General features: G+C 74.1%; 16 protein-coding genes and 1 pseudogene. 11 read left to right on the top strand and 6 right to left on the bottom strand.

The window, feature by feature from the left end:
* Both ABD345_RS38125 and ABD345_RS38120 read right to left on the bottom strand, forming a co-directional pair.
* The coding region (locus tag ABD345_RS38125) for a WXG100-like domain-containing protein (protein WP_486327099.1) at window positions 1–2,032 on the bottom strand (2,032 nt) is incomplete at its 3' end.
* 65 nt (window positions 2,033–2,097) lie between these two features.
* Window positions 2,098–2,442 carry a WXG100 family type VII secretion target gene (locus ABD345_RS38120; RefSeq protein ID WP_344559118.1) on the bottom strand — a complete coding sequence of 115 codons (345 nt, stop codon included), beginning with the start codon at window positions 2,440–2,442 and terminating at the stop codon, window positions 2,098–2,100.
* A gap of 223 nt (window positions 2,443–2,665) precedes the next feature.
* On the opposite strand from ABD345_RS38120, the gene ABD345_RS38115 reads away from it, so the two are divergent.
* On the top strand, window positions 2,666–3,520 hold the full coding sequence (locus ABD345_RS38115; protein ID WP_380273670.1) for a DUF3109 family protein: 855 nt from the start codon (window positions 2,666–2,668) through the stop codon (window positions 3,518–3,520).
* A gap of 197 nt (window positions 3,521–3,717) precedes the next feature.
* Here ABD345_RS38115 and ABD345_RS38110 read toward each other — a convergent pair whose 3' ends face one another.
* Window positions 3,718–4,881: an NADH-quinone oxidoreductase subunit D gene (locus tag ABD345_RS38110; protein ID WP_344559116.1), complete on the bottom strand. Its 1,164-nt coding sequence runs from the start codon at window positions 4,879–4,881 to the stop codon at window positions 3,718–3,720.
* A gap of 15 nt (window positions 4,882–4,896) precedes the next feature.
* Window positions 4,897–5,901 carry an SAM-dependent methyltransferase gene (locus ABD345_RS38105; protein ID WP_344559114.1) on the bottom strand — a complete coding sequence of 335 codons (1,005 nt, stop codon included), beginning with the start codon at window positions 5,899–5,901 and terminating at the stop codon, window positions 4,897–4,899.
* 107 nt (window positions 5,902–6,008) lie between these two features.
* On the opposite strand from ABD345_RS38105, the gene ABD345_RS38100 reads away from it, so the two are divergent.
* From ABD345_RS38100 to ABD345_RS38055, 10 genes and pseudogenes are all read left to right on the top strand, one after another.
* Window positions 6,009–7,220: a sensor histidine kinase gene (locus ABD345_RS38100; protein WP_344559112.1), complete on the top strand. Its 1,212-nt coding sequence runs from the start codon at window positions 6,009–6,011 to the stop codon at window positions 7,218–7,220.
* Window positions 7,221–7,243: 23 nt separating this feature from the next.
* Entirely contained in the window at window positions 7,244–7,933 is a 690-nt protein-coding gene (locus ABD345_RS38095) for a response regulator (protein WP_344559110.1), read from the top strand.
* Window positions 7,934–8,260: 327 nt separating this feature from the next.
* A pseudogene (locus tag ABD345_RS38090) lies at window positions 8,261–9,236 on the top strand (Rossmann-like and DUF2520 domain-containing protein); the annotation flags it as partial.
* Window positions 9,172–10,077, top strand: a complete 906-nt coding sequence (gene panC, locus ABD345_RS38085) for a pantoate--beta-alanine ligase (RefSeq protein ID WP_344559106.1) — start codon at window positions 9,172–9,174, stop codon at window positions 10,075–10,077. The pseudogene ABD345_RS38090 and the gene panC, both read left to right, overlap by 65 nt.
* 97 nt (window positions 10,078–10,174) lie before the next feature.
* Window positions 10,175–10,624 (top strand): aspartate 1-decarboxylase, encoded by a 450-nt coding sequence (gene panD / locus ABD345_RS38080; RefSeq protein ID WP_344559104.1) that lies wholly within the window; start codon window positions 10,175–10,177, stop codon window positions 10,622–10,624.
* A 16-nt stretch (window positions 10,625–10,640) separates the two neighbouring features.
* Complete coding sequence (locus ABD345_RS38075; RefSeq protein WP_344559102.1) at window positions 10,641–12,245, top strand: L-aspartate oxidase; 1,605 nt, start codon at window positions 10,641–10,643, stop codon at window positions 12,243–12,245.
* Between the two features lie 44 nt (window positions 12,246–12,289).
* Window positions 12,290–13,261 carry a carboxylating nicotinate-nucleotide diphosphorylase gene (gene nadC / locus ABD345_RS38070; RefSeq protein WP_344559100.1) on the top strand — a complete coding sequence of 324 codons (972 nt, stop codon included), beginning with the start codon at window positions 12,290–12,292 and terminating at the stop codon, window positions 13,259–13,261.
* A 23-nt stretch (window positions 13,262–13,284) separates the two neighbouring features.
* A complete protein-coding gene (locus ABD345_RS38065) occupies window positions 13,285–14,079 on the top strand; it encodes a type III pantothenate kinase (RefSeq protein WP_344559098.1) in 795 nt (264 codons plus the stop codon).
* Window positions 14,080–14,271: 192 nt separating this feature from the next.
* On the top strand, window positions 14,272–14,775 hold the full coding sequence (locus tag ABD345_RS38060) for a response regulator transcription factor (protein ID WP_344559097.1): 504 nt from the start codon (window positions 14,272–14,274) through the stop codon (window positions 14,773–14,775).
* Between the two features lie 64 nt (window positions 14,776–14,839).
* On the top strand, window positions 14,840–15,538 hold the full coding sequence (locus ABD345_RS38055) for a hypothetical protein (RefSeq protein ID WP_344559095.1): 699 nt from the start codon (window positions 14,840–14,842) through the stop codon (window positions 15,536–15,538).
* Between the two features lie 75 nt (window positions 15,539–15,613).
* Here the strand turns inward: ABD345_RS38055 and ABD345_RS38050 are convergent, their stop codons facing one another.
* The gene (locus ABD345_RS38050; protein ID WP_344559093.1) at window positions 15,614–16,030 is read right to left on the bottom strand and encodes a hypothetical protein; all 417 of its coding nucleotides are present in this window, start codon (window positions 16,028–16,030) and stop codon (window positions 15,614–15,616) included.
* 39 nt (window positions 16,031–16,069) lie between these two features.
* Window positions 16,070–17,479, bottom strand: a 1,410-nt coding sequence (locus ABD345_RS38045; RefSeq protein ID WP_344559091.1) for an RHS repeat-associated core domain-containing protein, incomplete at its 5' end; no start/stop codon positions are given.

Here is a 17,479-nt window from a genome sequence, read left to right as displayed (position 1 = left end):
ACGGCACGGCCCCGTCCACCGGGCCGCCCGGCACGGGCGCGCCCGTCGGCCGCCCGCCGACCGGGCCCGCGGGGGCGCCGCCGCCGACCGGGCCGAGCTGGAACGAGGAGCCGCCGCCGGCGGCGGCCGCGGACGACGGGCCGCCGAAGGACTGCCCCGGCTCCGCCGCGTGGTGGACGCCGCTCCCGGCGGACGTCCAGATGTCGCCCCCGCCGACCACCGGCGGGGCGCTCGGCGCGGGCGGCGCCAGCACCGAGTCGACGTGCACCGAGATCGGGCCGCGCACCGGCGGGACGTAGTCGTTCCCGGAGTCCTGGTGGCCGCCGCCGCCGCTGTAGGAGCCGCCGCCGGACGGGGCGTCGTACCAGGCCGCGGCCGAGCCGCCGGAGGAGGTGGAGCGCGAGCCGCCACCGCCCTGGTAGCCGCCGCCCCCGCTGCCGCGGTGCGTGCCGCTGTCGGACGGGCCGGGCTGCGGGCCGCCGGAGCCGGCCGGGGCGCTCTGGGTCACCGGGTCCAGCGGGGCGGTGACCTGGTGGACCGTGTCGTCCAGCAGGCCGCCGTCGCCCAGCAGGTTCGGGCCGTGCTGGCCGCCGCCCTGCCCGGACAGGGCGAGCGGGTCGTTCGCGTTGCCCTGGCCGCCCTGGCCGCCCTGACCGCCCTGGCCGCCGTGCCCGTGGTGGCCGCCCGGCCCGTCCTGGGACGCGCCGTTCTGGAACGGGCCGCCGCCCTGCTGCTGCCCGTCCAGGACGGTGACCGGCTTCCCGTCGGGGCCGAGCAGGTCGAGCGGACGGCCGTCCGCGCCGAACTGCACGACCTGCCCGCCCGGGCCGGTCGCCCGGCCCGAGGCGTCGACCGTGACCGGGTGGCCGTCGGAGCCGGCCAGCAGGTGGCCCTTCTGGTCGGCGACCAGGCCGGAGACCTGGGTGCCGTCGGCGGTCACCATCACCGGGTGGCCGTCCTGCCCGAGCTCGGGCTTGCCGTCGTGGCCCATCGCGAGCAGCAGCCCGGTGCCGACCAGGGCGCCGCCCAGGCCCACCAGCAGCGGCTTGCCGTCGCTGCCGAGCAGCGGCTTGCCGTCCGCGCCCATCGCCACGCCGGTGACCGGCTTCCCGTCCGGGCCGACCAACTGCTGCTGGCCGTCCGGGCCCTGGGTGACGGTCAGGCCCTCGACGCCCTTGACCCGCTGCCCGTCCTCGCCGACCAGCACCGGGTTGCCGTGCCGGTCGGTGCGCACCGTGCCGTCGGCCTTCAGGTCCGCGTGCAGGCCGGCGACGCTCGCCACCTCCACCGAGCGGGCCACCCCGGCCTTCGCCAGCACCCCGGTGACCTGCCCGGAGCGGGCCGCCAGCGAGGACTCCCGCTGCTCGCCGTGCAGGCCCCGGCCGTCGGCCTGGGCGATCCGCTCCAGCGCGACCAGCGGCGGCTCCGCGGCCAGCGACCCGGCGGCCTCGCCCATGTCCCGGCCGAGCTGCTCCAGCAGCTGGCCGATCTTCACCTTGGCGTGCTCGACCGCGGCCAGCTCCTCGGCCTCGGCCGCGACCTCCTTCACCGCGCCGACGGCCGCGCCGACCGCGCCGCTGACCAGCCCGCCCAGGCCGGTGGTCATCTGCTGGCCGGCCTGCGCGATGTCCGCCTTGGCCCTCGCCTCGGCCGCGTCCGCCGCCCGGATCTTCTCGGTCAGCTCGGTCAGCACCGCGATGATGTCGACCTTCGCCTGCGCGGCCACCCCGGCCGCCTTGTCCAGCGCGGCGGCCACCAGTCCGGCCGCCGCCGCGGCGTCGTCCAACTGGCCGCGCCCGCCGCCGCTGAACTGCCGCCAGTGGTCGGCGAACGCCTCCACCGCCCGGCCCTTGTTCTCCCCCGAGACCCGCTGCACCGAAGCCGACCCGCGGGCCACCAGCGCGTCCGCCTCCGACCCGAACTCCCGCCACAGGCCCGCCGCCTGGCGCAGCCCGTCCTCGTCCGCCTGCGGCCACGCGTGGCCGGTCCGCGCCAGCGCGGGGGCGAGTTCCTCCGGCAGGTTCCTGGACACGTGCTCCCCCTTCGGGTGGTGCGGCTCGGCGCGCGCAGCGGCCCGCCGCCTGGTCTGACTCCGGTTCAGGCCCGACCGGTCGCGGTCGGGTGGTTCAGCGAAGGCGCGTTGAAGTCCGCGCTGATGTCCTGATCGGTGCGCTCGGTGCTGTCCGCCATGGTGTGGAGCCCGCGCCCGATCCGGTCCAGCCGCTCCGCCAGCCCCTGCAGCCCGGCCAGCGCGCCCTCCCGGGCCTCGCCGTACGCGGTGCCGAACGGGGTGCCCGGCTCGTCCGAACCCCACGGGGCGCCCAGCCCCGCCAGGCCGCTCTCCAACTGCTTCGCCGCTCTACCGAACTCGTCCGAGATCTTCTCGAACTCCCGTCCCTCGCCGTGGAGTTCCCACGACCGGATGACGACCTCGTCGCCCACTGTGCACTCCCCCGTGCAAGGACGCTCGCGCGCCCGACCTACCGGCTGGGCCATCCTAGGACCACTCCCGGTCGCCACCGACCGGCCTGCGGGCCTTTTCACAGCCGTTTCACCTTCGCCACCCACTCCAAACGGGCGCAACCGGCACCGAAGCACACGAACCACCGGCAAAGCCGCGCCGCCGCACCCCCGCCCCGCCGCGTCCAGGCCATACCCTTACCGGGTGGCACCAGCTGACAGCACCAAGAGCAAGAAGACCAAGAAGCCCGCCAAGGGCCCCGAGACCAAGGCCCCGGTCGTCGACCTGGCGATGCCCACCGTCCGCGAGGTCGCGCTCGACTTCCCGCGCGCCTGGGTCGAGTTCACCGACCCCGCCGACGAGGACCAGGTGTTCCGCTGCGACCTCACCTGGCTCACCTCCCGCTGGGGCTGCATCTTCGGCAAGGGCTGCCACGGCATCCAGCCCGGCCGCGGCGCCTCCGACGGCTGCTGCACCCTCGGCGCCCACTACTCCGACGAGGACGACGAGCAGCGCGTGGCCGGACACGCCGCCCGGCTCACCCCCGACATCTGGGAGCACCACGCCGAGGGCACCGACGCCAAGGGCCGGATCCGCCTCGACGGCGGCATCACCATGTTCGACGAGGACGGCGACCGCCAGACCCGCCGGGTGAACGGCGCCTGCCTGTTCCTCAACAGCCCCGGCTTCCCCGGCGGCGCCGGCTGCGCCCTGCACGTCCTCGCCCTGCGCGAGGGCCTGGAACCCCTGGAGACCAAGCCCGACGTCTGCTGGCAGCTCCCGGTCCGCCGCACCTACGACTGGATCGACCGCCCCGACGACACCCGCTACCTGCAGGTCTCCATCGGCGAGTACGACCGCCGCGGCTGGGGCCCCGGCGGCCACGACCTCCACTGGTGGTGCACCGGCTCCCCCGAGGCCCACAACGCCCCCGACCCGGTCTACGTCTCCTACCGCCCCGAACTCACCGAACTCATGGGCCCCGCCGCGTACGACCAGCTGGTCGCCCTCTGCAAGGCCCACGACACCCGCCTCGCCCCGCACCCCGCGGACCAGTAAGGAGCCGGAGGCTCACGAGTGCGCGCATTCAGGGGCTCGGGGAACGGCGAGGCCGGGGCTGCCGGCGGTTCACTGCCGGAGCGCGCATCTGCTTCCGGTTCCGTCAAAGACACGCAGCAGCACGAACACTCCGATGGGCTCCGGCCGTCAGCAGCACGGACTCGCCGTTCCCCGAGCCCCTGGTGGTGCTGCCCCTCCTACTTGTCGATGTCCCCGACCACGAAGAACATCGACCCCAGGATCGCCACCATGTCCGCCACCAGCGTCCCCGGCAGCAGTTCGGTGAGCGCCTGGATGTTGTTGAAGGACGCCGAGCGCAGCTTGAGCCGCCACGGCGTCTTCTCGCCGCGCGAGACCAGGTAGTACCCGTTCAGCCCGAGCGGGTTCTCGGTCCAGGCGTACGTCTCGCCCTCGGGCGCCTTGAGCACCTTGGGCAGCCGCAGGTTGACCGGCCCGGCGGGCAGTTCGGCGAGCCGGTCGAGGCAGGCGTCGGCGAGGTCGAGCGCGTTCGCGGTCTGCTCCAGCAGGCACTCGAACCGGGCCAGGCAGTCGCCCTCCTCGCGGACGGACACCTTCAGGACGTCCCGCAGCTCCCCGTACGCGAGGTAGGGCTCGTCCCGGCGCAGGTCGAAGTCGACGCCGCTGGCCCGGGCGATCGGCCCGCTGACGCCGTACGCGTGGACGTGCTCGCGGGAGAGCACGCCGACGCCCGCGGTGCGGCCGCGGAAGATCTCGTTGCCGAGCACCAGGTCCTCGAAGACCGGCAGCTGTCCGCGGACCACGCCGACCGCGCGGCGGACCCGGCCGAGCCAGCCGGCCGGGAGGTCCTCCTTGAGGCCGCCGACCCGGTTGAACATGTAGTGCATCCGGCCGCCGGAGGCCTCCTCCAGGACGTGCTGGAGCTCCTCGCGGCCGTTGAAGGAGTGGAAGATCGGGGTGATGCCGCCGAGTTCCAGCGGGTAGGAGCCGAGGAACATCAGGTGGTTGAGGACCCGGTTGAGCTCGGCCAGCAGGGTGCGCAGCCACACCGCCCGCTCCGGCACCTCCATGCCGAGCATCCGCTCGACGGCCAGCACCACGCCCAGCTCGTTGGCGAACGCGGACAGCCAGTCGTGCCGGTTGGCCAGCATGATGATCTGCCGGTAGTCGCGGGCCTCGAAGAGCTTCTCCGCGCCGCGGTGCATGTAGCCGATCACCGGCTCGGCGCTGGTGATCCGCTCGCCGTCGAGGACCAGCTTCAGGCGCAGCACGCCGTGCGTGGACGGGTGCTGGGGGCCGATGTTGAGCACCATGTCGGTGCTGCCGGGGTCGCCGGGGAGCGTCTGCGCGCCCGGGCCGATGCCGACCGTGGTCTCCGTCATGGCCGTCGCCTCCTTCTACGAGGGGAGAGTCTGCCATCCCGGCAGGCCCGCGAGGTCCTCCGGTACCGGCATGCGGACGGCCTGGACCAGCCAGTGGAACGCGCCCAGCCCGGCCGGGTCGGTCAGCTCGGCGGCCTCCCCGGCGCCGGACAGCGCCCGCAGGTACGCCGCCGGGTCGGTGCTCGCCAGGGCCAGCGGCGGGCGGGCCCCGCTGACGCCGAGCGCGCGCAGCGCCTCGCGCTGGGTGGTGAGCAGCGCCGGGTGCCCGGGTGCGGCCGCCGCGTCGAGCGCGACGTGCGCGGTCAGGTCGCAGGAGCCGTCGGGGACGGGGGCGCACTCCCGGCCGTCCCGGAACCCGGTCAGGGTGCCGAACGGCGGCCGGGCGGCGCGCAGGTGCGCGTAGTCGGCGGCCACCGCGAGGCCCCGCTCCAGCCCGCCGACCGCCGCCGCCCAGGCGGCGTCCCGCGGCCCGCCGAGCTCGACCCGCCGCCCGTCCGGCCACCAGCGCCCGGCCCAGGCGGCGTCCGCCGCCGCCAGCGGCCCGCCGAGCCGCTCGGTCCCGTCCGGCTCGACCTCGACGTACCGCAGCCGCCCGTCCGGGCCGGGCTCGGCGACGTCCAGCGGGACGTTGTCCAGCCACTCGTTGGCGAACAGCAGGCCCCGGACGCCGGACGGCAGGTCGGCCGACCAGTCGACCTCCGCGGGCAGGCCGGGCGGCCGGTCGGCCAGCTCCACCGCCCGCAGCCGCACCCGCCCGCGCAGCCCGGCGGGCAGCAGGTCGCGCACCGCGAGGACGAGTTCGCCGCGCCCGGCGCCGACGTCCACGAAGTCCAGCCGCTCCGGGCGGCCGAGCGCCGCGTCGACCCCCGCCAGCAGGCGGGCGACCGCGGCCGCGAACAGCGCGGAGGCGTGCACGGAGGTGCGGAAGTGCCCGGCGGGGCCCTCGGGGCGGCGGTAGAAGCCGCCGTCCGGCCGGTACAGGGCGTGTTCGATCGCGGGCCGCCACCGCATCCGTGTCATGGCGGACGACGTTACCCGGACGGCGCCGGTCTCCACCTTGGGGAGTAGCCCCGGATCGCCCTCGCGGCGGAGCAGAACGGCCCCGCGGACTCCCTAGGCTTGGAGGCGTGCATCGACTCAACGCCTGGCTCCGCCGACACCCCATGGTCGTCGACTCCGCCTGGGCGCTGCCGGTGCTGATGCTCGGCGTGCTCTCGGCGGTCGAGTCGACCGGCCTGCCGGACGCCCCGATGCCGTCCTGGAAGCACTACACCGGCATCGTGGTCGCCCTCGTGCTGCCCGCCCTGATGGTGGTGCGCCGCCGCTGGCCGGACGCCACCACGGCGGCCGCCGTGGCCATCGGCCTCGGCCAGGTCGCGTTCGGCATCGACCCGGGCGGCTCCAGCATCGCCTTCCTGGTCTTCGGCTACACCGGTGCCGCGTTCGGCCACGCCTGGACGTCCCGGCTGGCGCTGGCCGCCAGCCTGGCGGCCGGCCCGCTGACGCTGTGGCGGCTGACCCCCGCCGACCAGCGCGGGGACGGCTACAAGGCGCTGTTCCTGGCCGCCCTGATGACCACCCCGTTCGTGCTCTGCTGGGCCTGGGGCCGGCTGACCCGGGTCCGCCGCGCCTACCTGGTCGAGCTGGAGGACCGGGCCGCCCGGCTGGAGCGCGAACGCGACGCCAAGGCCCAGGTCGCGGTCGCCGCCGAGCGCGCCCGGATCGCCCGCGAGCTGCACGACGTGGTCGCGCACAACGTCTCGGTGATGATCGTCCAGGCCGACGGCGCCGCCTACGTGCTGGACGCCTCCCCGCAGCAGGCCAAGGAGGCGCTGGGCACCATCGCCTCCACCGGCCGGCAGGCGCTCGCCGAGATGCGCCGCCTGCTGGGCGTGCTGCGCACCGCCGACACCACCGGCGAGTACGTGCCGCAGCCCGGCGTCGAGGAGCTGCCCGACCTGCTGGAGCAGGTCCGCAGGGCCGGCCTCCAGGTCGACTACCGCGCCACCGGCGAGGTCCGCGAACTGCCCCGCGGCCTGGAGCTGACGGTCTACCGGATCGTCCAGGAGGCCCTCACCAACGTCCGCAAGCACGGCGGCCCCGACGCGCGCGCCAGGGTCGCCGTCGACTTCCGGGACGGCGACCTCGAAGTCCTGATCGAGGACGACGGCCGCGGCTCCACCCGCGAACAGCTCTCCGGCGGCACCGACGGACTCGGCCACGGCCTGATCGGCATGCGCGAACGCGTCGGCATGGTCAGCGGCAGCCTGGACGTCGGCCCCCGGCCCGGCGGCGGCTTCCGGATCCGGGCCGTCCTCCCCCTCAAGGCGTCCAGATGAACGAAGAAGGAGACCCGACCCGCATGCCGATCCGCGTGATGCTCGTCGACGACCAGGAACTGCTGCGCACCGGGTTCCGGATGGTCCTGCAGTCGCAGGGCGACATCGAGATCGCCGCCGAGGCGGGCGACGGCCAGCAGGCCGTCGACGTGCTGCGCACCGCCGAGGTCGACGTGATCCTGATGGACGTCCGGATGCCCAGGCTCGACGGCGTCCAGGCCACCCGCCGGATCTGCCTCGACGACCACGGCGCCCCGGTCGAGGGCGCCCCCCGGGTCCTCATCCTCACCACCTTCGACCTGGACGAGTACGCCTTCGCCGCGCTCAAGGCCGGCGCCTCCGGCTTCCTGCTCAAGGACGTCCCGCCCACCGAACTGGTCGCCGCGATCCGCTCGGTGCACGGCGGCGACGCGGTGGTCGCCCCGACCACCACCCGCCGCATGATCGACCGCTTCGCCGAGGTCCTCCCCACCCCCGCCAGCACCCCCGGCTCCGCCGTCCTCGCCCCGCTCACCGAACGCGAGCGCGAGGTCTTCCTGCTGGTCGCCCAGGGCCTCTCCAACGGCGAGATCGCCGCCCGCCTGGTCCTCTCCGAGGCCACCGTCAAGACCCACGTCGGCCGCATCCTCGCCAAGCTCTCCCTCCGCGACCGCGTCCAGGCCGTCGTCCTCGCCTACGAGAACGGGCTCGTCCGGGCCGGCGAGACCCCCTGACGGGGGGCTTGCTCCCCGCCCCTGCCCGCCCACCCACCCGTGCGCCTCCCGCCTGACTGCACCGCGCCCCCGCCCGCACGGGCTGTCGGCGCACGAACCCTTCCCCTTGTCTCCTTGCCTCCTCCCCTCGCCCATCGCCCCGCCAGGGGCGCGAGGAACTGCGCGCCCCGCCATCCACACCCCCCGCACCTGCCCCTCCGTCCCCCGGCACCCACCCACGCCACCGCCCACCCGGGCCACCGGTGCACGGGTGGGTGGGCGGGCCGGAAACCCCCGTACCATTGACCGGTACGTCTGGTACCCCTAGAGGACTGGAACGGAAGAGTGCTGCCCGACTTCGGAGACCCCTCCGACCCCGGTAACCGCCCCGCCCGGCTCGCCGTCGGCGTTCTCGGCGCGGGCCGCGTCGGCCCCGCCCTGGGCGCCGCCCTGCAGCTCGCGGGCCACCGCGTGGTCGCCGCGTCCGGCGTCTCCGCCGCGTCCCGCCGCCGCGCCGAGGCCCTGCTGCCCGGCGTCCGGCTGGTGACGCCGCCGCAGGTGATGGCGGCGGCGGACCTGGTGCTGCTGACCGTCCCGGACGACGTCCTGCCCGACCTGGTGCAGGGCCTGGCGACGACCGGTGCCGTCCGCCCGGGCCAACTGCTGGTGCACACCTCGGGCGCGCACGGCGTGGCCGTGCTGGAGCCCGCCACCCGCGCCGGCGCGCTGCCGCTCGCGCTGCACCCGGCGATGACCTTCACCGGCACCTCGGTGGACGTGGCCCGGCTGGCCGGCTGCCCGTTCGGGGTGACCGCCCCGGAGGAGCTGCGCCCGGTCGCCGAGGCCCTGGTGGTGGAGATGGGCGGCGAGCCGTCCTGGATCCCCGAGGAGGTGCGGCCGCTCTACCACACGGCGCTCGCGCACGGCTCGAACCACCTGGTCACGCTGGTCGCGCAGGCGATGGAGCTGCTGCGCACGGCCGGTGTCGCCGAGCCCGGCCAGATGCTCGGCCCGCTGCTGGGCGCGGCCCTGGACAACGCCCTGCGCTCGGGCGACCTGGCACTGACCGGTCCGGTGGCCCGCGGTGACGTCGGGACGGTGCGCAAGCACCTGGACCGACTCGCTACGGTGACCCCGGACATCGGCCGGGCGTACCGGGCGATGGCGAGGGCGACCGCGCAACGCGCGGTGGCCAACGGCACGTTGAAGCCGGAGCCGGCGGCGGCGCTGCTGGACGTACTGAACGAGGAGAAGCACTGATGGCACGCGACAGGCGCCCGGCGAAGGCCCCGAAGGCGGCGAAGGTCCGCAAGGCGGTGCTGACCCGCACCGTGGAGGAGTTCGAGGCCGCGTTCTGGCCGGACGAGCAGCCGGTGGACAACGCCGTGGTGATGACCATGGGGGCGCTGCACGGCGGCCACGCGGCGCTGGTGCGCGAGGCCCGCCGCCAGGTCGGCCAGGACGGCCGGGTGGCCGTGACGGTCTTCGTGAACCCGCTGCAGTTCGGCGCCGGCGAGGACCTGGACCGCTACCCGCGCTCGCTGGAGGCGGACGTCGCGCTCGCCGAGGAGATGGGCGCGGACGTGGTGTTCGCCCCGTCCGTGGACGAGATGTACCCGAACGGCGAACCGCTGGTCCGGCTCTCCGCGGGCCCGATGGGCGAGGGCTTCGAGGGCGCCTCCCGCCCGGGGCACTTCGACGGGATGCTGACCGTCGTCGCCAAGCTGCTGCACATCACCGACCCGGACTTCGCGGTGTTCGGCGAGAAGGACGCCCAGCAGCTGGCGATCATCCGCCGGATGGTCGCCGACCTGGACTTCGACGTGGAGGTCGTCGGCGTCCCGACCGTCCGCGAGGAGGACGGCCTGGCGCTGTCCTCCCGCAACCGCTTCCTCTCCGAGGACGAGCGCACCCAAGCGCTTGCTCTCTCCCGCGCCCTGTTCGCCGGCCGGGACGCCGGCGCGCAGGGCCCCAAGGCCGTCCGCGCGGCGGCCGCCGCCGTGCTGGAGGGCGCGGACGGCGTCTCCCCCGACTACCTGGCCCTGATCGACCCGCTGTCCTTCACCGAGGCGCCGGACGACTTCCAGGGCGAGGCGGTGCTCGCCGTCGCGGCCCGGGTCGGCTCGACCCGGCTGATCGACAACGTGAGCGTCATCGTCCGCTAGCCCGGACGCCCCGGGGCGGTCGGCCTCCCGAGGTCCCGCCCGCCCCGTCCACCACCGGTACGCACCACCAGGCATGCACTCACAGGAGGCGTGACCCATGTTCCGCACCATGCTCAAGTCCAAGATCCACCGTGCCACCGTCACCCAGGCCGACCTGCACTACGTGGGCTCGGTGACGGTCGACGAGGACCTGCTCGACGCCGCGGACCTGCTCCCCGGCGAGCTGGTCCACATCGTCGACATCAACAACGGCGCCCGGCTGGAGACCTACACCATCGCCGGCCCGCGCGGCTCCGGCGTCATAGGCATCAACGGCGCCGCCGCCCGCCTGGTCCACCCCGGCGACCTGGTGATCCTGATCGCCTACGGGCAGATGGACACCGCCGAGGCCAAGGCGTACCTGCCGAAGGTGGTCTTCGTCGACGAGCGCAACCGGATCACCGGCCTCGGCGGCGACCCCGCGGACGCCCCCGAGGGCAGCGGACTGCTGCGCGGCGACGCCGCGTACGGTGGTCCGAACGACGCGGCCGACGCCGTCGCGCGCTGAAGGAGCAGCTGAACCCATGCCGTACCGCCTGACCGCCCCCGCCCCCGGCTGGACCACGATCACCGACGTGGTCGTGATCGGCTCCGGCGTGGCCGGGCTCACCGTCGCGCTCAACGCCCGCAAGGCCGGCCTGCGGGCCATGGTGGTCACCAAGGCGGTGCTGGACGACGGCTCCACCCGCTGGGCCCAGGGCGGCATCGCCGCCGCCCTGGGCGAGGGCGACACCCCCGAGCAGCACCTGCAGGACACCCTGGTCGCGGGCGCCGGCCTGTGCGACGAGGAGGCGGTGCGCACCCTGGTCACCGAGGGCCCGGACGCGGTGCGCCGGCTGATCGAGGCGGGCGCCGAGTTCGACCTCGACGAGGACGGCGAGATCGTGCTGACCCGCGAGGGCGGCCACCACCGCCGCCGGATCGCGCACGCGGGCGGCGACGCCACCGGCGCCGAGATCGAGCGCGCCCTGGTCGCCGCGATCGAGGCCGACCCGGGCCTCGAACTGATCGAGCACGCCCTGGTGCTGGACCTGCTGACCGACGCCGACGGCCACGCCTCCGGCGTCACCCTGCACGTGATGGGCGAGGGCCAGCGCGACGGCGTCGGCGCGATCCTGGCCCGCGCCGTGGTGCTGGCCACCGGCGGCATGGGCCAGGTCTTCGAGGCCACCAGCAACCCGGCGGTCTCCACCGGCGACGGCGTCGCGCTCGCCCTGCGGGCCGGCGCCGAGGTCACCGACCTGGAGTTCGTCCAGTTCCACCCGACCGTGCTCTGGCTCGGCCCGGACGCCAAGGGCCAGCAGCCGCTGGTGTCCGAGGCGGTCCGCGGCGAGGGCGCCCACCTGGTCGACGCGGACGGGGTGCGCTTCATGGTCGGCCAGCACGAACTGGCCGAGCTCGCCCCGCGCGACATCGTCGCCAAGGGGATCGTCCGCCGGATGCACGCCAAGGGCACCCGGCACATGTACCTGGACGGGCGGCACTTCGGCGCCGCGATGTGGGAGCACCGCTTCCCCACCATCCTGGCCGCCTGCCGGGCCAACGGCATCGACCCGGTCACCGAGCCGATCCCGGTCGCCCCGGCCGCCCACCACGCCTCCGGCGGCGTCCGCACCGACCTGCACGGCCGCACCACCGTCCCCGGCCTGTACGCCTGCGGCGAGGTCGCCTGCACCGGCGTGCACGGCGCCAACCGGCTGGCCTCCAACTCGCTGCTGGAGGGCCTGGTCTTCGCCGAGCGGATCGCCGCCGACCTGGCCGCGCTGAACGCCGCCGGCCGGCTCCCGGCCCGCACCGTCACCACCGACGCGGCCCGCGCCGCGACGCCCGTCCCGCTGCTGCCCGCCGCGGCCCGCGGCGAGATCCAGCGCCTGATGTCCACCGGAGCGGGCGTGATCCGCTCCGCGGACTCGCTGGCCGCCACCGCCAAGGGCCTGGCCGCGCTGGCCGACGGCGCCGACCCGTCCGTGGAGACCTGGGAGGCCACCAACCTGCACCAGGTCGCCACCGCGCTCACCACCTCCGCCGCCCTGCGCGAGGAGACCCGCGGCTGCCACTGGCGCGAGGACTTCCCCGACCGCGACGACGCCCACTGGCAGCGCCACGTGGTCCACCCGCTCGCCGACTGACGCCCCCTCCCCGCCCACCCCGCCGAAACTGGAGCCCACCCACCATGTCCCACTCCGAACTCCCCCTCCTGTCCTCCGAGTCCGGCGGTTGCGGCGACGGCTGCGCGTGCGGCGAGGGCGAGGAGTACGAGACCGGTCTCGACCCGGCGCTCGCCGCGCTGCTGGAGGACGCCGGGCTGGACCCGGTCGAGGTCGAGGACGTGGCGATGATGGCCCTGTCCGAGGACCTGGCCGGCGGCGAGGACGTCACCTCGGTGGCGACCGTCCCGGCCGAGGCCGTCGCGACCGCCGACTTCACCGCCCGCCAGGCGGGCGTGGTGGCCGGCCTGCGGGTCGCGGAGGCCGTCGTCTCGCTGGTCTGCGAGGAGGAGTTCGAGGTCGAGCGGCACGTCGAGGACGGCGAACTCGTCGCCCCCGGCCAGGTGCTGCTGTCGGTGCGCAGCCGCACCCGGGACCTGCTCACCGCCGAGCGCTCCGCGCTGAACCTGCTCTGCCACCTGTCCGGCATCGCGACCGCGACCCGGGCCTGGGCGGACGTCCTGGAGGGCACCGGCGCGGTGGTCCGCGACACCCGCAAGACCACCCCGGGCCTGCGCGCGCTGGAGAAGTTCGCGGTGCGGGCCGGCGGCGGCGCCAACCACCGGATGGCGCTCTCCGACGCCGCGCTGGTGAAGGACAACCACGTGGTCGCGGCGGGCGGCGTCGCCGAGGCGTTCACCGCCGTCCGGGAGGCGTTCCCGGAGCTGCCGATCGAGGTCGAGGTGGACACCGTCGAGCAGATCACCCCCGTCCTGGACGCCGGCGCGGACCTGATCCTGCTGGACAACTTCTCCACCGAGCAGCTGCGCGAGGCGGTCGCCCTGGTCGCGGGCCGGGCGAAGCTGGAGGCTTCCGGCGGCCTGACCCTGGCCACCGCGCGCGAGGTCGCGGAGACTGGTGTCGACTACCTGGCGGTCGGTGCCCTGACGCACTCCGCGCCGATCCTCGACATCGGCCTGGACCTCCGCAGCTCCTGACCCTTCGAAGCAGAAAGCGCCCCATGCTCCTCACCATCGACGTCGGCAACACCCAGACCACGCTCGGCCTGTTCGACGGCGAGGAGATCGTCGAGCACTGGCGGATCTCCACCGACCCGCGCCGCACGGCGGACGAACTCGCGGTGCTGCTCCAGGGGTTGATGGGCGCCCACCCGATCGTCTCGGCGGACGACCGGGTGGCCGGCCTGGCGATCTGCTCCTCCGTCCCGGCGGTGCTGCACGAGCTGCGCGAGGTGACCCGCCGCTACTACGGGGACGTCCCGGCGGTGATCGTGGAGCCGGGCGTGAAGACCGGCGTCCACGTGCTGATGGACAACCCGAAGGAGGTCGGCGCGGACCGGATCGTCAACGCGCTGGCCGCCAACCACCTGTACGGCGGCCCGTGCATCGTGGTCGACTTCGGCACCGCCACCACCTTCGACGCGATCAACGCGCGCGGCGACTACGTGGGCGGCGCGATCGCCCCCGGCATCGAGATCTCGGTCGAGGCGCTGGGTGCCCGCGGCGCCCAGCTCCGCAAGATCGAGCTGGCCCGCCCGCGCAACGTGATCGGCAAGAACACCGTCGAGGGCATGCAGTCGGGCATCCTGTACGGCTTCGCCGGGCAGGTCGACGGCCTGGTCAACCGGATGGCCAAGGAGCTCGCCAAGGACCCGAACGACGTCCAGGTGATCGCCACCGGCGGCCTGGCCCCGCTGGTGCTGGGCGAGGCCGACTCGATCGACGTGCACGAGCCCTGGCTGACCCTGATCGGCCTGCGGCTGATCTTCGAGCGCAACCGCCCGGCCACCGCCTGACCGCCCGGAAAAGCGCACGCCGCGGGCCCCGGATTCCGTTACAGGAATTCCGGGGCATGCCGCTTCCCGGCCCCGGATTCCGTTACGGCCTTTTGCGCCCGGGAATTCACACCCTTGATCCGCCGGGCCCCGTGCCGTACTCGTCACGGTCGCCCGTCCGACGGTGGGGCGGGCCGGCGAGGGGGGTCACCGATGGATCCGGCCGGGCGTCCGGCCGCGCCTCCGGCCGGCCGCCACCTGGCCGAACTGCGGGCCGCGGCCGTCCTGGTGGGCCTGCTCAGCAGGCGCCCCCGGGAGGTCCTGGCGCTGATCGGGCGCGGCCTGTCGAACCAGGAGATCGCCCGCCTCCCGCACATCGAGGAGCGGACGGCGAAAGCACACACCGCGGCGCTGTTCGCGAATATCGGCGTCGATTCCCGGACAGAGCTCACCCAGGCGGCCCTCCTGATGGAAATCGAAATGGCACCCCGGGACAATTCCGCTCCGGATTTCCCGCTGCTGGAATGGGAACGCCCCGAACGGGACGCCCCGGAAGAGCCGGGGGACGCCCGGGAGCCGCCGCCTCGAACGGAGCCCGCACCGTGGGCCCCGCCCTCACCACCGGCCCGGCCGCCGCCGCCCCGGTCCCGATCGGCACCGCCCGGCCCGCCCGGGCCGCCGCCCCGGGCGGTGCGGCGCGCATGCACCATCTCATAGGCCAATCGGGACAAACACGTCATCAATCGCCATAAGTCGGACGTACGCCACGTAGTGTCGACCCATGCCAACGCCACACGGATCGCGCGGCGGCATGGCCTTCAGCGCCGACGAAGTCCGGGTGCTGCGCCGTGTCCTCGCCCAAGCCCTCTACCCGGCCGCCCCCGACCGGCTCCCGGTACCGGCCGCGGCCGGCGAACTGTGGGCCGAGGACGTCCAGGACGCGCTCCGGCTGACCGAGTCCATCGACGAGGCGGTCCAGGAGGGCGGGCGGCTGCGCGCCTTCATGCTCACCGACCTGACCCGCTACCGCGCCGCCCTGCCCGGCAGTGCCGGGGGCTACCTGGACCGTCTGGAGGAGGCCGTCACCGACGGCTACCTGCCCACCGCCGAGGACCTGTCGGCGCTGCGCTCGCTGTCCCGCCAGCCGTGCGGACCGAACGAGCAGTCCCGCCGCTCCCGCCTCGCCGGGCGCTGCCACGCGCTCGCCGAGGCCGAGGTCCGCGAGCGGCTCTCCCTGGGTTCCGGCCAGCGCCACCTCGCGGCGGTGCCGAGCCCGGCGTCCGAACCCCAGCCCGCCACCCCCGTTGGAGGACGGTTCCCGATGAGCGACCAGCAGCCCCCGCACCCGGCCGACCGCCCCCGGCCCCGCCGGATGCCGACCCCCGCCGAACTCTTCGGCCGCCGCACCCGCCCAACCCCCCACCAGGACCCCCCGGACGACGGCGACCGCCCGGAACTCGCCACCGGCACTGACGGCTGACACCGCCGCCCCACGACGAGCGACTGCCCGGCCCCCGCGTGCGGGGGCCGGGCAGTCGCTCGTCGCTCGGGACCGTCAGCCGGCCGCCTTGGCCAGCAGGTACCCGCTACAGGGGTCGTCCGGCTCGCCGTAGACGCACAGCGAGAGCTTCCCGTCCTTCTCCGCCGACACCAGGTCTATCGGGTACGGCTCCGACCCGCCGACCGGGATGTCGAACCTCAGTTCCAGTCCGGTGTGCCGGGCGTTCCCGGTGTCGGTGAACTTCCAGGTCCCCTCCCGGTCGACACCGCCCCGGTCCAGCGCCCCGGACGCCGGGACGGCGTTGGTCGAGAACCGTCCGCCGTCCTTGAGGACGACAGTGATCTCGCCGGGCGCCTCCCACGTGCCGACGACCTTGCGGTCGGACAGTTCGGGACCGCTGGCGGAACCTCCGCAGGTGGCAAGGCCCAGCGCGGCGATTCCGCACAGCAGGAGCGCAGATCTTGATCTCATCGGTTTCTGGTCCACCAATCGAACGGGGAAGGGCGGAGGCTACCGGTAGTAGGTCCTGTTCATGTCGTACACCTCGGTCCAGTACACCTCCACCTTGATGCTCGCACCTAGACCCGTAGTGGTGTCGCTGGTCGGGAAACTGACGCCGGGAAGCATCTGGGCCTTGCTGCAGGCATGGTCGTGGCAGAAGGACGTCCAGCCGATGGTGTTCGTCGCGTGGAAGTTGACCATCATCTTCTTGTTCACCCGGTCCGCCTTGACGACCTGGTACTTCAAGGTATAGCTGCCGAACACCGCATCCACCCGGTTCGAATCGGAGCCTCCCCACAGCCCGGAGACGGCCTTGCTGAGGTCGACACCCCCGTAGTTCAGGCCCTTCAGGTGGACTCCCTGCAAACCGGTCAGGTTGTACAAGTCGATCAGTCCCTCGAGCTTGCCGACGGTCCTGGAGTCGGCCACCCAGTCCCCCTCAAGACGACCGTGGGACTTCCACTCGCCGTACAGCTCCTTCTGGATCTCCTTGATGTGGTCATCGCTGTTGAGCATGGCGGCGATCCGGGAGTCGGAGCCGAGGAGCAGGGTGGGTGTCTTCTCGCCGTCCCCGTTCCACCACATGTTGACGATGTCCTCGGGGGTGAGTCCCTTGGTCTCGTCGCCGGAGCGGTAGGGGGTTTGGGGGCTTCCCACCTCACCGGAGTAGGTGGCGGCCGGCGGGCAGTCGTGGCCGATCGTCTCGACCTTGGCGTACGTGTTGCCGGAGCACGGCTTACCGCTGACCAGGTGCTGGTTGTAGGTCTTGAAGTAGCTCTGGGTCTTTTCGTTCGCCTTCTCGATGGTGGCGTTGTTCTTGTCGATGCACGCCTGGTTGCAGACCGGCTCAATGTCGTCGGTCCGCTCACCGGTGGGGTCCGAGTTGGTCACCGGGTTGCCGCTCGCGTAACCGTAGCCGCCGAGCTGCTGCGGGTCGTTGGGGTCGAAGACCGGGTCCGCGCTGATGAACCGGCCGAGTACGGGGTCGTACTCGCGGGCGCCGACGTCGGTGTAGCCGGTGGTGGGGCTGACCGGCTTGGCGAGGAAACCCCGGGTGGGGTCGGGCCAGTTGGTACTGGTGCCGCGGGTCTGCCCGTAGGGCTTGTACTGCTTGCGGCTCACCGCCTGGCTGGTGGTGTCGATCGAGAGGCCCGCGGTGCCGTGCGGGTCGGCGAGCAGGTAGCTCACTCCGCCGCCGGGGAGGCTGGAGGCCATGGCGACGGCCTTGCCGCCCAGGTTGTAGGTGCGCACCGCGCCGAGCAGGACCTTCGGGGTGGCGGAGGTGTTGACGACGATCTCGGTGTCACCGGTGAACAGGGTGCTCTGGCCCGAGCCGAGGTCGCGGCGGATCAGCTGGTTGCCGTCCGCGTCGTAGACGTACTTGGTGACGGCGGTGCCCTGGGTGATGGTGTCCACCCG

The sequence above is a fragment of the Kitasatospora saccharophila genome, assembly GCF_039529925.1.
Classification (GTDB): domain Bacteria; phylum Actinomycetota; class Actinomycetes; order Streptomycetales; family Streptomycetaceae; genus Kitasatospora; species Kitasatospora saccharophila.
The sequence above is the reverse complement of the archived record's forward strand: the minus strand, read 5'-3'. Positions and strand labels throughout refer to the sequence as shown.

Coding starts and splice junctions, on each gene's coding strand:
- panC (WP_344559106.1), top strand. CDS start 9,172: ATGGCACGCGACAGGCGCCCGGCGAAGGCCCCGAAGGCGGCGAAGGTC.
- ABD345_RS38050 (WP_344559093.1), bottom strand. CDS start 16,030: ATGAGATCAAGATCTGCGCTCCTGCTGTGCGGAATCGCCGCGCTGGGC.
- ABD345_RS38065 (WP_344559098.1), top strand. CDS start 13,285: ATGCTCCTCACCATCGACGTCGGCAACACCCAGACCACGCTCGGCCTG.
- ABD345_RS38060 (WP_344559097.1), top strand. CDS start 14,272: ATGGATCCGGCCGGGCGTCCGGCCGCGCCTCCGGCCGGCCGCCACCTG.
- ABD345_RS38105 (WP_344559114.1), bottom strand. CDS start 5,901: ATGACACGGATGCGGTGGCGGCCCGCGATCGAACACGCCCTGTACCGG.
- ABD345_RS38075 (WP_344559102.1), top strand. CDS start 10,641: ATGCCGTACCGCCTGACCGCCCCCGCCCCCGGCTGGACCACGATCACC.
- ABD345_RS38095 (WP_344559110.1), top strand. CDS start 7,244: ATGCCGATCCGCGTGATGCTCGTCGACGACCAGGAACTGCTGCGCACC.
- panD (WP_344559104.1), top strand. CDS start 10,175: ATGTTCCGCACCATGCTCAAGTCCAAGATCCACCGTGCCACCGTCACC.
- ABD345_RS38110 (WP_344559116.1), bottom strand. CDS start 4,881: ATGACGGAGACCACGGTCGGCATCGGCCCGGGCGCGCAGACGCTCCCC.
- ABD345_RS38055 (WP_344559095.1), top strand. CDS start 14,840: ATGCCAACGCCACACGGATCGCGCGGCGGCATGGCCTTCAGCGCCGAC.
- nadC (WP_344559100.1), top strand. CDS start 12,290: ATGTCCCACTCCGAACTCCCCCTCCTGTCCTCCGAGTCCGGCGGTTGC.